The following is a 13260-nucleotide window of genomic DNA, read 5'->3' on the forward strand; positions in this document are numbered from 1 at the left end:
TTCATTGCTAAGATAAAATGCATAAAATTGAGTGAGAAAGAGATTGAAGGGTATATTGACAAAGCATGAACAAAGATTAGAATGATTCTCAATTGGTCTCTACGACTCGTAAGCGTTTACGTAAATCAACGCATATAACGTTGTTGTACCAACAGTTATATGCTGTTGTGTACTTGCTGATTTACGGAGATTTTATGTCGTATCAAGATCGTAATTTTGTATTAGGTATCCCTAAGCTTCCAATGCGAGCCTTATTTTTTTTGGTTCCTTTCTTCCTATCCCTAGTCATGAGTGGCATTGTTTCTCTTATTAGTACAATAAGAGCATTGGGTTTTACATCCGAAATTTATGCGCCTTGGATGAGCTCATGGGGACTTTCATGGATGATTGCATTTCCTACGGTGTTATTTATCTTGCCGATTGCAAGACGTATTTCGTTGCTGCTTGTTAAGCAAGTTTAATTTAATGTACCGCCCAATATTGGGCGGTATTGTTCATGACTTAATTTGGAAAGCCTATTGTTATGCCATTAAAAATTCTTGGGTTGTTTTTTTTAACCGCGATAGCGGAAATAGCGGGGTGCTATTTTCCATATTTATGGATGAAAAAGCAGGGAAGTCCGTGGTTGTTACTACCAGCAGTGCTCTGCTTAATGCTGTTTGTTTGGCTATTAACTTTGCATCCTGAAGCCAGCGGACGTATTTATGCCACTTATGGTGGGATTTATATTGTCACGGCATTGATCTGGCTAAAAGTGGTTGATGGTGTTTCCCTTGCTGTTACTGATTGGGTTGGCGCTTTCGTCGTATTACTGGGCGCTGGAATTATTATCAGTGGATGGAAATAGCCAGCGAGTAAAGTTATTTATCCTTTACTCGCTATGATTAATTAGCTTCGGATAAAAATTCTGCTTTGTCATATATTCCCCAATGACCTTCTAATCCAAGGGAAAAGGCGACGTGTTTATCATCGGTGATGATTCTGATAATTTTATGTGCAAATTGCTCCGAATGCTTATCTAAATGCCTTATCTCAGAAAAAGTAATTGGTTCAATATGACTTTGCCCATCAAATAGACGGTGATACCCTTGTTTGAAGGTCTTTTGACGAATATCTGCTAATGACAGCGGTGCATTTTTTGCATCATTCCAAGTCATAACAATAGAGAAGGCATTTTCATTAAAAAAATCTAATCCAAGTTTACTGGTATTTCTAAAGAAATGATTTTGGACTAATTCAAATAATCCGATAATGTAATTATCTAAATCGACGTTTTTATTATTTTTGAGTTCGGTTATTTTTTTCTTGAAATCAGTTAATGAAGTGCAATTTATAATGTTATTTTTAGTAATGAAATCGTATAACTCTTGACTGTCAACTGAGCTAGAGGTGTTTTTAATAATAAGTTTTTTAATAACTTTGTTTTTTTCTTCTATTGAGATTTCTTTGCTATGTATATATTTGAATAAATCGGTCTTATGGCTTGATTTATTTAGATACTCTTTCCATGCATGTAAATAAGGCGCTAGGTTTTTATTGCCAACGTATAAATAATGCTTGGGTTTATTTTCATATAATGCATCAATGAAATTATCGACTTGTCGGAATAAAAGTTGATAAATATAATTCCTATGGCTTAATTGATAATTAAAGGTCTCTTTAACTAAATCTAATTTAGTATTGAAGTTAGAAATTGTAGTAATGGCTTTCCTAGGTTTCGTTGAATAAAGATAATGGCAGTTATTTAGCTGCTGAGCAGCAAATCCATATACTGCAATGCCTTGAGCAGCAGACTCATCATGATGACTATGCAGCCTCTCCTTGATAGTATCTCTTAGTGCATTGAGGGATTGGGGCTTTGCTAATATAGGCTCGCCCATATCAAGGCTTAATAGGCATGTTGATGTGGATTTAATTGTATTAATACTTGGGGCTAAATTTTTAGCAACTCGCCAGCTTGCGGGAATTTTATGAATATTTCCTGCTTTTTTCGCTGGGAATTGGCCGGATGGTGTGGAATTAATATGAGTTAATGGCATAGTGAGTTCAGTGAATTTGTATTATTTTTGAATATTAAAGATTAATCATTTTAATTTAAAAATGCCTGCAAAAAATGATTATTTATATCTAAAAATATTAAATGAGGCTAAGGCATAGGTATAAACCACAATATAACGGCTAATATTGACATAAACTAAATATATTTTAGTCTCCTATAGAAATAATGATTTCTATAATCCAAATATTTTTCCTAATTGATCTGAATCAATTTAACAAAAATTACTCATTAAGTGGTAATTTTAATGGCTGATTAACTACCTAAATGACATTAATTAACCTTTATTTTCACTTTCATTGATTTTAGGCAATATATGATTACAAGTGACTGATATTCTCTCCCGCGAATATACAAAAATAAAAAGAGGTTAATAATGAACGTCAGTCGCAGAAAGTTTTTTAAAATCTGCGCCGGCGGGATGGCAGGTACAACTGTAGCTGCGTTAGGTTTTATGCCAGGAATGGCAATGGCTAATGTACGTGAAAATAAATTATTGCGTTCTAAAGAAACGCGTAATACTTGTACCTATTGTTCCGTGGGTTGTGGATTGCTGATTTATAGTATGGGTGATGGGGCCATGAATGCTCGCTCAGCCATCTTCCACGTTGAGGGCGATGCTGATCATCCTGTGAATCGTGGTGCTTTGTGTCCGAAAGGCGCAGGGTTGCTGGATTACATTCGTAGTGACAGTCGTTTACGTTATCCTGAATATCGTGCACCAGGCTCGAATAAATGGGAACGCATTAGCTGGGACGATGCCTTTACACGTATTGCCCGCTTAATGAAAGATGACCGTGATGCCAATTTCATTGAAAAAAATGAACAAGGTGCCACAGTCAATCGCTGGTTATCGACAGGGATGCTTTGTGCCTCTGCGGCTAGCAATGAAACGGGAATGTTAACCCAAAAATTCGCACGATCGCTCGGTATGCTAGCGGTCGACAACCAAGCGCGTGTCTGACACGGACCAACGGTAGCAAGTCTTGCTCCAACATTTGGTCGCGGTGCGATGACCAACCACTGGGTTGATATTAAAAATGCCAATGTGATTGTGGTGATGGGCGGTAATGCCGCTGAAGCTCACCCTGTCGGATTCCGTTGGGCGATTGAAGCGAAAAATAATAATGATGCAACCTTGATTGTGGTGGACCCGCGTTTCACGCGTACCGCATCGGTCGCGGATCATTACGTGCCAATTCGTTCAGGAACGGATATTACCTTCCTTTCAGGCGTACTACTTTATCTGATTGAAAATAATAAGATAAATGCAGAGTACGTTCAAAACTATACGAATGCATCTTTGATTGTCAGAGATGATTTTGACTTTAATGATGGGTTATTTAGCGGTTATGACGCTGAAAAAGGTCGTTACGATAAAACCAGCTGGAACTATAAATTCGATGAGAATGGTCATGCATTACGCGATGACACATTGCAAGATCCGCGCTGCGTTTGGAATCTGCTAAGAAAACACGTTTCTCGTTATACTCCTGATATGGTAGAGAAAATCTGTGGTACTCCACAGGCTGATTTCTTGAAAGTATGTGAAATTTTAGCCACAACAAGTGCAGCGGATAAAGCGGGTACTTTCCTCTACGCACTTGGCTGGACTCAACACACTGTTGGTGCACAAAACATTCGCACCATGGCAATGATCCAATTGCTGTTAGGCAATATGGGGATTTGTGGAGGTGGGGTGAATGCACTGCGCGGGCACTCAAATATTCAAGGCTTAACGGATTTAGGTCTTCTCTCCACGAGTTTACCGGGCTACTTAACGTTACCTTCTGAAAAACAGTTAGATGTTGATAGCTATTTAGCGGCGAATACACCAAAAGCTACATTGCCAAATCAGGTCAACTATTGGAGTAACTACCCTAAATTTTTCGTCAGTTTGATGAAGTCGTTCTATGGCGATGCTGCTCAACCTGAAAACCAATGGGGTTATGATTGGTTACCTAAATGGGATCAAGCTTATGATGTCATGAAGTATTTTGACATGATGAGCAAAGATAAAGTCACAGGCTATATCTGCCAAGGCTTTAACCCAGTTGCCTCGTTCCCAGATAAAAACAAAGTGGTTAGCTGCTTAAGTAAGCTGAAATATTTAATTGTGGTTGACCCATTAACCACAGAAACAGCGAACTTCTGGCAGAACCACGGTGAAATGAACGACGTTGATCCTGCCTCAATTCAAACAGAAGTTTTCCGCCTACCGTCTACGTGTTTTGCGGAAGAAGATGGCTCTATTGCTAACTCGGGTCGCTGGTTACAGTGGCACTGGAAAGCAGCGGATGCCCCGGGTGAGGCGCGCAATGATGGTCAGATTTTAACGGGTATTTTGCATAAAATCCGTGAAATGTATGAGCAAGAAGGTGGTAAAGGTAGTGAGCCATTACTGCAAATGCGTTGGGACTATAAACGCCAATTCCATCCAGAATCGGAAGAAGTGGCGAAAGAAAACAACGGAGTTGCACTGGTGGATTTATATGACGCTGATGGCAACTTACAAGCCAAGAAAGGCGAGCTTCTGAATTCATTCGCACTGCTACGCGCCGATGGTTCAACGGCGTCTTCTTGCTGGATCTACACCGGTAGCTGGACTGAGAAAGGTAACCAGATGGCGAATCGCGATAACAGCGACCCATCCGGTATTGGTAATACATTGGGTTGGGCATGGGCATGGCCATTAAACCGCCGTGTGATCTATAACCGCGCTTCCTGTGATACCAAAGGTAAACCGTGGAATAAAGATCTGGTTCTGATTGAGTGGAACGGTAAGAAGTGGGTTGGAAACGATGTGCCAGACTTTAACGCGTCGGCGCCAGAAGTAGGAACCGGTCCATTTATCATGCAACCAGAAGGTTTAGGCCGTCTGTTTGCGATTGATAAAATGGCAGAAGGTCCATTCCCTGAGCACTACGAGCCATTTGAAACGCCATTGGGAACTAACCCTCTGCATCCAAATGTGGTCTCTAACCCTGCTGCGCGAATTTTTGAAGATGACAAGAAGCGTCTTGGTAATCACAAAGAATTCCCTTACGTCGGCACGACATATCGCTTAACGGAGCATTTCCACACTTGGACGAAGCATGCGCGTTTGAACGCAATTGCACAACCAGAGCAGTTTGTGGAAATCAGCGAAACCTTAGCCAAAGCCAAAGGCATTGCTTTAGGGGACAAGGTGAAGGTGAGTAGCAAACGTGGCTTTATTAAAGCGATTGCCGTGGTTACACCACGCCTGCAAACCTTAATGGTTGATGGTAAACCGATTGAAACCGTCGGGCTTCCTATTCACTGGGGCTTTGAAGGTGCAACGCAAAAAGGCTTTATTACCAATACGTTGACGCCATCTGTGGGGGACGCTAACTCTCAGACTCCTGAGTATAAAGCGTTTTTAGTTAACATTGAGAAGGTGTAAGGGAGGGAACTATGTCCATGCAATCTCAAGACATTATTAAACGTTCCGCGACCAACAGTATTACGCCTCCACCACAGGCGCGTGACGATAAATTTGAAGTTTGTAAGCTCATTGATGTGTCATCCTGTATTGGCTGTAAAGCTTGTCAGGTGGCATGTTCTGAATGGAATGATATCCGCGATGAAGTCGGTCACTGTGTTGGGGTTTACGATAACCCAACAGATCTGAGTGCCAAATCTTGGACGGTAATGCGTTTTAGCGAAACCACTGAGCAAGGCAAGCTAGAATGGCTAATCCGCAAAGATGGTTGTATGCATTGCACGGATCCGGGCTGTTTGAAATCGTGTCCATCAGCGGGCGCAATCATTCAATATGCTAACGGTATTGTGGATTTCCAATCAGAGCACTGTATTGGTTGTGGCTACTGTATTGCGGGCTGCCCGTTTAATATTCCACGATTAAATCCAAAAGATAATCGTGTGTATAAATGTACGTTGTGTGTGGATCGTGTGGCAGTCGGACAAGAACCTGCTTGCGTGAAAACATGTCCAACGGGAGCCATTCGCTTCGGTACCAAAAACGAAATGTTGGAATACGGTGCTGAGCGCGTTGAAAAACTTCAAAAACGTGGCTACGCCCAAGCGGGCATTTATGATCCTGAAGGCGTGGGAGGAACCCATGTGGTGTATGTGTTACATCATGCGGATAAACCTGAGCTGTATCACGGGTTACCAAAAGATCCACAGATTGATACCCCAATTAATCTATGGCAAAGCATCCTGAAGCCATTATCGGTTGGAGGCTTTATCGCCACATTTGCGGGGCTGATTTTCCACTATGTGGGTATTGGTCCAAACAAAGAAGTGGATGATGAAGAGGAGAAAGATGACCATGAGTAAAAAGAGCAAAATGATCGTTCGGACGAAATTTATTGACCGAGCGTGCCACTGGACAGTGGTTATCAGCTTCTTCTTAGTTGCATTGTCAGGGATTGCGTTATTTTTCCCAACCTTAAAGTGGCTAACCGAAACATTCGGTACGCCACAAATGGGTCGAATTCTGCATCCTTTCTTCGGTGTGCTGATTTTTGTCGTACTGATGTTTATGTTTGTGCGCTTTGTGAAACATAATATTCCGGATAGAAAAGATATTCCTTGGATCCTGAATATTGTTCAAGTTCTCAAAGGCAATGAACATGAAGTTGCGGATGTGGGCAAATATAACGCGGGTCAAAAGATGATGTTCTGGAGCATCATGAGTATGATTTTTGTACTCTTGGTCACCGGTATTATCATGTGGCGCCCTTATTTTGCGCATTTATTCCCAATTTGGATGGTGCGTTGGAGTATTTTGGTTCACGCATTAGCAGCGATTATTCTGATCCATGCCATTTTAATCCACATGTATATGGCATTCTGGGTTAAAGGATCTATCAACGGCATGATTGAAGGTAAAGTTAGTCGTCGCTGGGCGAAGAAACATCACCCACGTTGGTATCGTGATGTTGAGGCGAAAGAAGACGCAGCGGAAGCGAAAAAAGGTCAATAATTTCGATATTATTAAGTAATATAGAGCCACTGTTATTTCATGATAACAGTGGCTTTTTTTATTCGCAAAATGACTTATTTTGAACCCAATACAGGGTTAATTTCAGGAGGGAAAATGGTTCAATTGGTAAGAGTATCTGCAAGTAATCAACATGATATTGCGTTAATTAATGAGTTATATGACATTTCTTTTCCTGACCATGAAAAGCGCTCTATCCGAGGACGGGAGTCATTATTGCCTTTGGAACAGTTTTATTTGTATAAAATTGTCGATAACAATCAATTCGTTGGATTCATTGGTGGATGGCTTATTGAGACTTTTTTCTATATAGAGCATTTTGCGATTGCTCAACATATTCGTGGTGCAGGCTATGGTCAAAAATCCCTGAGTGCCCTGTGTCAGTTATACCCTAGGATTGTCTTAGAAATTGATCCGTTGGTAGATGAAGTGGCAAGAAAGCGCCTTCATTTTTATGAGAAAAATGGGTTTATCAAAAATGATTATTCCCACCATCATCCGAGCTATAACGACAAGTACACGCCTCATAAATTAGAAATTTTAAGTTTGCATTCACCTTTTACACAGGATGAATATCAAACATTTAACCAATTTCTCGTGAATACCGTGATGAACCGCAACTTTTTATAAGTATGTACCTGCCTTGATGCAAAGCCAGTGACGATGCTAACTTAGTATTGAATCTGGATTATTTTGCTAAGCGCATATGCAACAAAGGAAATGGATTTCCTTCACCATCGGTATCTGAACGAGCATATTGAACAAACCCCATGTGTTGGTAAAAGCCAACGGCTTGAGGGTTTTGTTCATTCACATCAACTTCATTAACACCTAGCTGCTCAATAGCATAATTCAGCAATTGTTTACCGATGCCAGTTCCTCTCGCTTGCGGGGAAATAAACAGCATTTCGAGTCGATTTTCCCCAGCCCCTAAAAATCCAGCGACTTCACCTTGTGGATTTAAAGCGACAAAAACAGATAAGTTAGGTAAATATTGCTCTCTAATTGGTTTTTTTAACAGTTCGATGTTTTTTTCGGGTAGAAAATCATGAGTTGCTCTCACTGAGGCTTCCCAAACACGCATGATTTGATCGTAATGATTAACGGTAGCTGGTTGAATATTCATTGCATTTTATCCTTATATAGAGAATTTATCTTAGATAGTCAGGTTAGAAAGTCAATATCTGATGGCTATTTTGGTTATGGGGCGTTTTTGGGATATTACTCTCAGAAAAAAAAGATAACTTATTCATTATTAGAGGATATGTTTTCGAAATTAATATAAGCACTATACTCATATTTTATCGTAGCGCTTATTACCCGATTTTGTTAACCCATTTAAAAACCATGGTAGGAGTATGTTAATGAAATATAAAATGCTAACAGTGTGTTTATCGGCGGCATTATTAACACCAATGGCCCCCGTTTTTGCAAGCACAGATAATGCTCAAAATATGGAATTGAATCAAGTATTCGTATTAAGTCGCCATAATTTACGCACTCCTATTGTTAACACAGGAATTCTCACTGAAATAACAGACAAAAAATGGCCTGCATGGGATGCGGAAAGTGGCTATTTAACGACAAAAGGAGGTGCTCTGGAAGTGTATATGGGGCATTACTTTAGAGAGTGGCTCGACAGCAATAAGCTCTTTGCTAATGAATTATGCCCAACCAGTAGCGATGACGTTTATGTTTACACCAACAGCCTACAAAGAACCATTGCAACAGCCCAGTTCTTTACTGCGGGAGCATTCCCAGGGTGTAAAGTGAATATCCATCATAAGCCAGAAATTGGCACGATGGACCCTGTATTTAATCCAATTATTACTAACAGTTCTCCTGAGTTTAAAAAGCAAGCGATCGATGCGATGGAATCCCATCTTAAAGGGCTTAATTTAAAACCCGGCTATGATGAATTAGACAATGTTCTGAATATTAAAGATTCGAAAAAGTGCGCCACCGATAAGTTGTGTAATTTAGCCACACCGAAAAATAGTTTTATCATAGAAGCTGAAAAAGAACCTGGTGTGAGTGGACCGTTAAAAATGGCTAACTCAGCGGTTGATGCTATTGATTTACAATATTATGAAGGTTTCCCAGAGAAAGATGTGGCATGGGGAATGGTGAATAGTGATGAAAAATGGAAAAAGCTCAATACACTAAAAAATGGTTATCAAGAAACATTATTCACACCAAAAATCATCGCAAAAAATGTGGCACATCCAATTCTGAGTTACATGGATAAGGGTTTTGTTTCTGTGAATAAAGGCGAAACTGCCAAGTTTATTTTCTTAGTGGGGCATGACTCAAATATTGCATCAGTCTTGTCAGCCATGGATTTCAAACCCTATCAATTACCGCAGCAATACGAACATACACCAATTGGTGGGAAATTAGTCTTCCAACGTTGGACCGATAAAAAAGAGACTAAGGATTACGTGAAGATCGAATACGTTTATCAAACTGCCGATCAGCTACGTGATAGCGCGTATCTTTCATTAGATACACCACCAAAACATGTGACTTTAGAGTTGAAAAATTGCCCAATTGATAAAAATGGTTATTGTTCATGGGAAGATTTTGAAAACGTCATGAAAGCAGCATTAAAACAGTAATATCAAAGAGATAATATGTAAAAAACCCTGCTCTTTGGAGCAGGGTGTGAAAGAGTCACGAAAATGTTTATGAGTGTCTAATTTACCCCAAATGCCGAAGGAAAGGGCTTATAAATTGTATGGAATTACCTTTTAGTGTAACAAACTTTAAGCCTAGCCATTCGGCGAGTTAAAATAGCGTTTTACTCTGACATTGACCCTTTTGATGGATTAGCGAACCACTAGAACGCTCGTTTTCGCATAACGTACAACTGAGGCTGCATTCGAGCCTAATAAGTAAGTAGACATACTAGGACGACGTGAGCCAAGCAATATCACATCTGCTTTAATATCTTCTGCCGTTGCGAGAATTTCATCTTTAACGGATCCAACAACTGCTTTTACTTGCACTTTATCTGCTGGGACAGAGAATAGTTTTACTTTCTCTTTCAGCTCATTAAGAATGATATCTGCTTGTTTTTGATCATCAGGAAAATCACTTGGCAGGATGGTACCGCCATAGCGTAAATAATTGGAGATAGGTGCAGTTACAGCGAGAAAGTGGACGGTTGAGTTGTGCATCTTTTGCAATGCATTGACATGTGGAACTAACATTTCGGTGAGTGAGTCTTCGGTAACATCAATAGGAACTAAAATTGTATTGTACATAACATCTCCTTTTTTCTTTTATATTATAAGTTTAGATCAATTTAATCAGTTTTGATATTGATTGTTAATAAATTAATATTAATCAAATTCGATTAAAAATGCTGTGAGCGAAGGTACGTAATTGATGGGAATAAACACGATAGGATAGAAAAACGGTAATTGGAGAGCGATATATTACCGTTCTTAATAGTCAGTACTATTTTTTGGTGACTTTAGGTTTTACGGGTTCTTTTTCCGAGCAAGCCTGCTTTAAACCACCTTTACAGGCTTTATCAAGATATTCAGCACCGAGTTTGTCATTGAATTCCGTCCCTTCACCATTTTGTAGCATTTTTCCTACTTGATATTGGGCTGGTGGGAATTTTTTATCAGCGGCTTTTTGGAACCATTCAAAGGCGATAAGGTAGTTTTGCTTTACACCTGCCCCTTGGTAATAGAATTGTCCCATATAATTCAGTGCTTCAGGGTTACCCTTATTTGCGGATTTTTCAATCCAGCTATAGGCGGTTTCAAAATCACTAGGAACACCATTGCCATTAAGGTACATATCCCCAAGAAACAGTTGAGCATCCGCATTACCTTTATTGGCCGCCATTGTTAGCCATTTCTTTGCCTTCGGATAATCTTGCTTAATTTCGTTACCGACATAGTAACCAATACCGAGCATAACTTGGGCTTTAACATCCCCTTTTTGTGCTTGTTGCTCGATTTGTTTAATAACTTCAGGAGGAACCGGGGCTGCAATACTTAAATTTAGTGAAAATATAAATAAAGAGACGAACGCTAATAATCGTAACATGGTGCTTTTCCGCATCTTAAGTTGGCTATGAATATCCTTATTTCAAGATAAACTCGAAACGGTGTTGACAGTTATTGGTAAGAAAAGATAACCATCAAAGTATCAATTACTCTACTTCTATACTCTGTAAATATCAACGTTCCAGCAAAAATACAGTTTAGGCGAGTTTTTTACGCATTATAAGTGAATGTTAAAAGTGTTTTCTTTGTTAATGGTTATTAAAATTACCGTATTGAATAACTATAAAATTGAATTGATGAAAATAAAATATCATTCGAAATAAAGAACTAGTTTTTTATTTTGAAATTTAACAAGAGAAATACAAACTACGGAATTATTGCAAAGAATAATAGCAATTATCATGAGCTCTTGTGATGTTTCGCACGAAATAAATGGTGAATTGTTGAAATTGTTAAGACGAGTTTTTTTATTGTAAAAAGACTAACGCTTTTAAAAACAATAGGTTATACCCATTCTTGTTGAAAACAACGAATTGGGATTATTTCTGTCGATGGATAGAGATATTTACGTCGGTTTGCTCTTTTTGTAGAAAAAATTTCTCTTTATTGGGGGTTTTATAGGGAAATAAAGAGATAATTTTTCTCTCTCATATCCTCTATGATGGAGTCATCATAATAGCCTGCAAATAATTAAGGTTATTGAAAGAAATAACCACTTAAGTCGCATCTAAAACAAAAAATTTCTCTTTTAAGCGTTCAACAATATTAAGTGAGTAACTATGGCTACGATCCCTACAATAGATAATGTTGATGACAGAAAAGCTTCTACGGCTGCTTCCCGTGCAGGAATGACACAAGAACAATGGCGTGCTGCCATTAAGTTTGACGGTACAGATGTCGGCTGGGTGATCATGAGTATCGGGATGGCAATTGGGGCGGGGATAGTTTTCCTCCCAGTGCAAGTTGGATTGATGGGGCTATGGGTATTTTTGCTTTCATCCGTTGTCGGTTATCCTGCAATGTATTTATTTCAGCGTTTATTTATTAACACCTTAGCTGAGTCACCAGAATGTAAAGATTACCCAAGTGTCATTAGTGGGTATTTAGGTAAAAACTGGGGCATGTTTCTCGGGGCGTTATATTTCGTTATGTTGGTGATTTGGATGTTTGTTTATTCGACAGCAATTACTAATGACAGCGCATCTTATTTTCAAACTTTTGGTGTAACGGATGGGTTATTATCTGAAAGTCCTTGGTATGGTTTAGTTCTGATTTGTATTTTAGTTGCAATTTCGTCTCGCGGTGAAAAGCTGTTATTTAAACTGTCTAGTTTTATGGTGCTGACTAAATTATTCGTGGTTGCAGCATTAGGTATTTCAATGGTGGGGATGTGGCACCTGTATAATATAGGTTCATTGCCACCAGTTGGGCGTTTATTTAAAGAAGCCGTTATAACGTTACCTTTTACGTTAACCTCTATTCTGTTCATTCAAACATTAAGTCCGATGGTCATTTCATTCCGTAGCCAAAACGTAAATCGTGAAGTTGCACGCTATAAAGCGCTACGAGCTATGAATATCGCTTTTGTTGTTTTATTTTGTACCGTCTTTTTCTATGCAGTGTCATTTACGTTAGCCATGGGACATGATGAAGCGGTTAAAGCGTATGAGCAAAATATTTCTGCATTAGCGATTGCAGCAAAATTCTTCCCTGGCGGTTGGGTGACTGTGGTCAGTGTTATGTTGAATATTTTTGCGGTAATGACGGCATTCTTTGGGGTTTACTTAGGGTTTCGCGAAGCCACGCAGGGTATTGTGATGAATATTTTGCAACGCATGATGCCGGTAGAGCGCATTAATGAGAACTGGGTGAAAAATGGCATTATGATATTTGCGGTACTACTGGCATGGGGAGCGATTATTCTCAATGCACCGGTGCTTAGTTTTACCTCAATTTGTAGCCCAATTTTCGGGATGGTGGGTTGTTTAATTCCAGCGTATTTAGTTTATAAAGTTCCTATGTTGCATAAATATAAAGGTATCTCTTTATACCTCATTATTTTCACAGGGATTTTATTGTGTATCTCTCCATTCTTAGCATTCGCTTAATGTTAAATACGTAAATAATGTGCGCTCTATCTGAATGATCGGGCGCACATTTTTTATTGTACTTAAGCGTAATAAAGAAAA

Annotated in this window: 12 protein-coding genes; 8 read left to right on the top strand and 4 right to left on the bottom strand. The window is 39.2% G+C overall.

Features of this window, described 5'->3' with window-relative positions:
• Nucleotides 1–194: 194 nt before the first annotated feature.
• Nucleotides 195–461 carry a DUF2798 domain-containing protein gene (locus PROVALCAL_RS04285; protein WP_006657893.1) on the top strand — a complete coding sequence of 89 codons (267 nt, stop codon included), beginning with the start codon at nt 195–197 and terminating at the stop codon, nt 459–461.
• A gap of 62 nt (nt 462–523) precedes the next feature.
• The gene (locus PROVALCAL_RS04290; protein WP_006657894.1) at nt 524–847 is read left to right on the top strand and encodes a YnfA family protein; all 324 of its coding nucleotides are present in this window, start codon (nt 524–526) and stop codon (nt 845–847) included.
• Nucleotides 848–884: 37 nt separating this feature from the next.
• On the opposite strand, the gene PROVALCAL_RS04295 is transcribed toward PROVALCAL_RS04290, so the two are convergent.
• Nucleotides 885–2039, bottom strand: a complete 1155-nt coding sequence (locus PROVALCAL_RS04295) for a hypothetical protein (protein ID WP_006657895.1) — start codon at nt 2037–2039, stop codon at nt 885–887.
• Between the two features lie 393 nt (nt 2040–2432).
• Here PROVALCAL_RS04295 and fdnG point away from each other — a divergent pair, with 393 nt between their 5' ends.
• The 4 genes from fdnG to PROVALCAL_RS04320 all read left to right on the top strand — a co-directional run bounded on the left by fdnG (nt 2433) and on the right by PROVALCAL_RS04320 (nt 7676).
• Nucleotides 2433–5480, top strand: a complete 3048-nt coding sequence (gene fdnG, locus PROVALCAL_RS04305) for a formate dehydrogenase-N subunit alpha (RefSeq protein ID WP_096759658.1) — start codon at nt 2433–2435, stop codon at nt 5478–5480.
• An 11-nt stretch (nt 5481–5491) separates the two neighbouring features.
• On the top strand, nt 5492–6379 hold the full coding sequence (gene fdxH / locus PROVALCAL_RS04310) for a formate dehydrogenase subunit beta (protein WP_165480217.1): 888 nt from the start codon (nt 5492–5494) through the stop codon (nt 6377–6379).
• Nucleotides 6372–7028, top strand: coding sequence for a formate dehydrogenase-N subunit gamma (gene fdnI / locus PROVALCAL_RS04315; RefSeq protein WP_006657899.1), 657 nt, complete (start codon nt 6372–6374; stop codon nt 7026–7028). Before fdxH ends, fdnI begins: the two co-directional genes overlap by 8 nt.
• A gap of 114 nt (nt 7029–7142) precedes the next feature.
• Entirely contained in the window at nt 7143–7676 is a 534-nt protein-coding gene (locus PROVALCAL_RS04320; protein ID WP_224063783.1) for a GNAT family N-acetyltransferase, read from the top strand.
• 58 nt (nt 7677–7734) lie between these two features.
• Here PROVALCAL_RS04320 and PROVALCAL_RS04325 read toward each other — a convergent pair whose 3' ends face one another.
• The gene (locus PROVALCAL_RS04325; RefSeq protein ID WP_006657901.1) at nt 7735–8172 is read right to left on the bottom strand and encodes a GNAT family N-acetyltransferase; all 438 of its coding nucleotides are present in this window, start codon (nt 8170–8172) and stop codon (nt 7735–7737) included.
• Between the two features lie 238 nt (nt 8173–8410).
• Here PROVALCAL_RS04325 and agp point away from each other — a divergent pair, with 238 nt between their 5' ends.
• Nucleotides 8411–9664: a bifunctional glucose-1-phosphatase/inositol phosphatase gene (gene agp / locus PROVALCAL_RS04330; RefSeq protein ID WP_036974779.1), complete on the top strand. Its 1254-nt coding sequence runs from the start codon at nt 8411–8413 to the stop codon at nt 9662–9664.
• Nucleotides 9665–9874: 210 nt separating this feature from the next.
• On the opposite strand, the gene PROVALCAL_RS04335 is transcribed toward agp, so the two are convergent.
• A complete protein-coding gene (locus PROVALCAL_RS04335) occupies nt 9875–10312 on the bottom strand; it encodes a universal stress protein (protein WP_006657903.1) in 438 nt (145 codons plus the stop codon).
• Between the two features lie 196 nt (nt 10313–10508).
• Nucleotides 10509–11111 (bottom strand): tetratricopeptide repeat protein, encoded by a 603-nt coding sequence (locus PROVALCAL_RS04340; RefSeq protein ID WP_006657904.1) that lies wholly within the window; start codon nt 11109–11111, stop codon nt 10509–10511.
• Nucleotides 11112–11850: 739 nt separating this feature from the next.
• On the opposite strand from PROVALCAL_RS04340, the gene PROVALCAL_RS04345 reads away from it, so the two are divergent.
• A complete protein-coding gene (locus tag PROVALCAL_RS04345; protein ID WP_006657905.1) occupies nt 11851–13179 on the top strand; it encodes an SLC5/6 family protein in 1329 nt (442 codons plus the stop codon).
• Nucleotides 13180–13260 lie beyond the last annotated feature (81 nt).

It is taken from the genome of Providencia alcalifaciens DSM 30120 (genome assembly GCF_000173415.1).
GTDB classification, from domain to species: Bacteria; Pseudomonadota; Gammaproteobacteria; order Enterobacterales; family Enterobacteriaceae; genus Providencia; species Providencia alcalifaciens.

Excerpts from the sequence above, each read along its gene's own strand:
- PROVALCAL_RS04295 (WP_006657895.1), bottom strand. The coding sequence starts at position 2,039 with ATGCCATTAACTCATATTAATTCCACACCATCCGGCCAATTCCCAGCG.
- PROVALCAL_RS04320 (WP_224063783.1), top strand. The coding sequence starts at position 7,143 with ATGGTTCAATTGGTAAGAGTATCTGCAAGTAATCAACATGATATTGCG.
- fdxH (WP_165480217.1), top strand. The coding sequence starts at position 5,492 with ATGTCCATGCAATCTCAAGACATTATTAAACGTTCCGCGACCAACAGT.
- PROVALCAL_RS04285 (WP_006657893.1), top strand. The coding sequence starts at position 195 with ATGTCGTATCAAGATCGTAATTTTGTATTAGGTATCCCTAAGCTTCCA.
- PROVALCAL_RS04290 (WP_006657894.1), top strand. The coding sequence starts at position 524 with ATGCCATTAAAAATTCTTGGGTTGTTTTTTTTAACCGCGATAGCGGAA.
- PROVALCAL_RS04340 (WP_006657904.1), bottom strand. The coding sequence starts at position 11,111 with ATGTTACGATTATTAGCGTTCGTCTCTTTATTTATATTTTCACTAAAT.
- PROVALCAL_RS04325 (WP_006657901.1), bottom strand. The coding sequence starts at position 8,172 with ATGAATATTCAACCAGCTACCGTTAATCATTACGATCAAATCATGCGT.
- fdnI (WP_006657899.1), top strand. The coding sequence starts at position 6,372 with ATGAGTAAAAAGAGCAAAATGATCGTTCGGACGAAATTTATTGACCGA.
- PROVALCAL_RS04345 (WP_006657905.1), top strand. The coding sequence starts at position 11,851 with ATGGCTACGATCCCTACAATAGATAATGTTGATGACAGAAAAGCTTCT.
- agp (WP_036974779.1), top strand. The coding sequence starts at position 8,411 with ATGAAATATAAAATGCTAACAGTGTGTTTATCGGCGGCATTATTAACA.
- PROVALCAL_RS04335 (WP_006657903.1), bottom strand. The coding sequence starts at position 10,312 with ATGTACAATACAATTTTAGTTCCTATTGATGTTACCGAAGACTCACTC.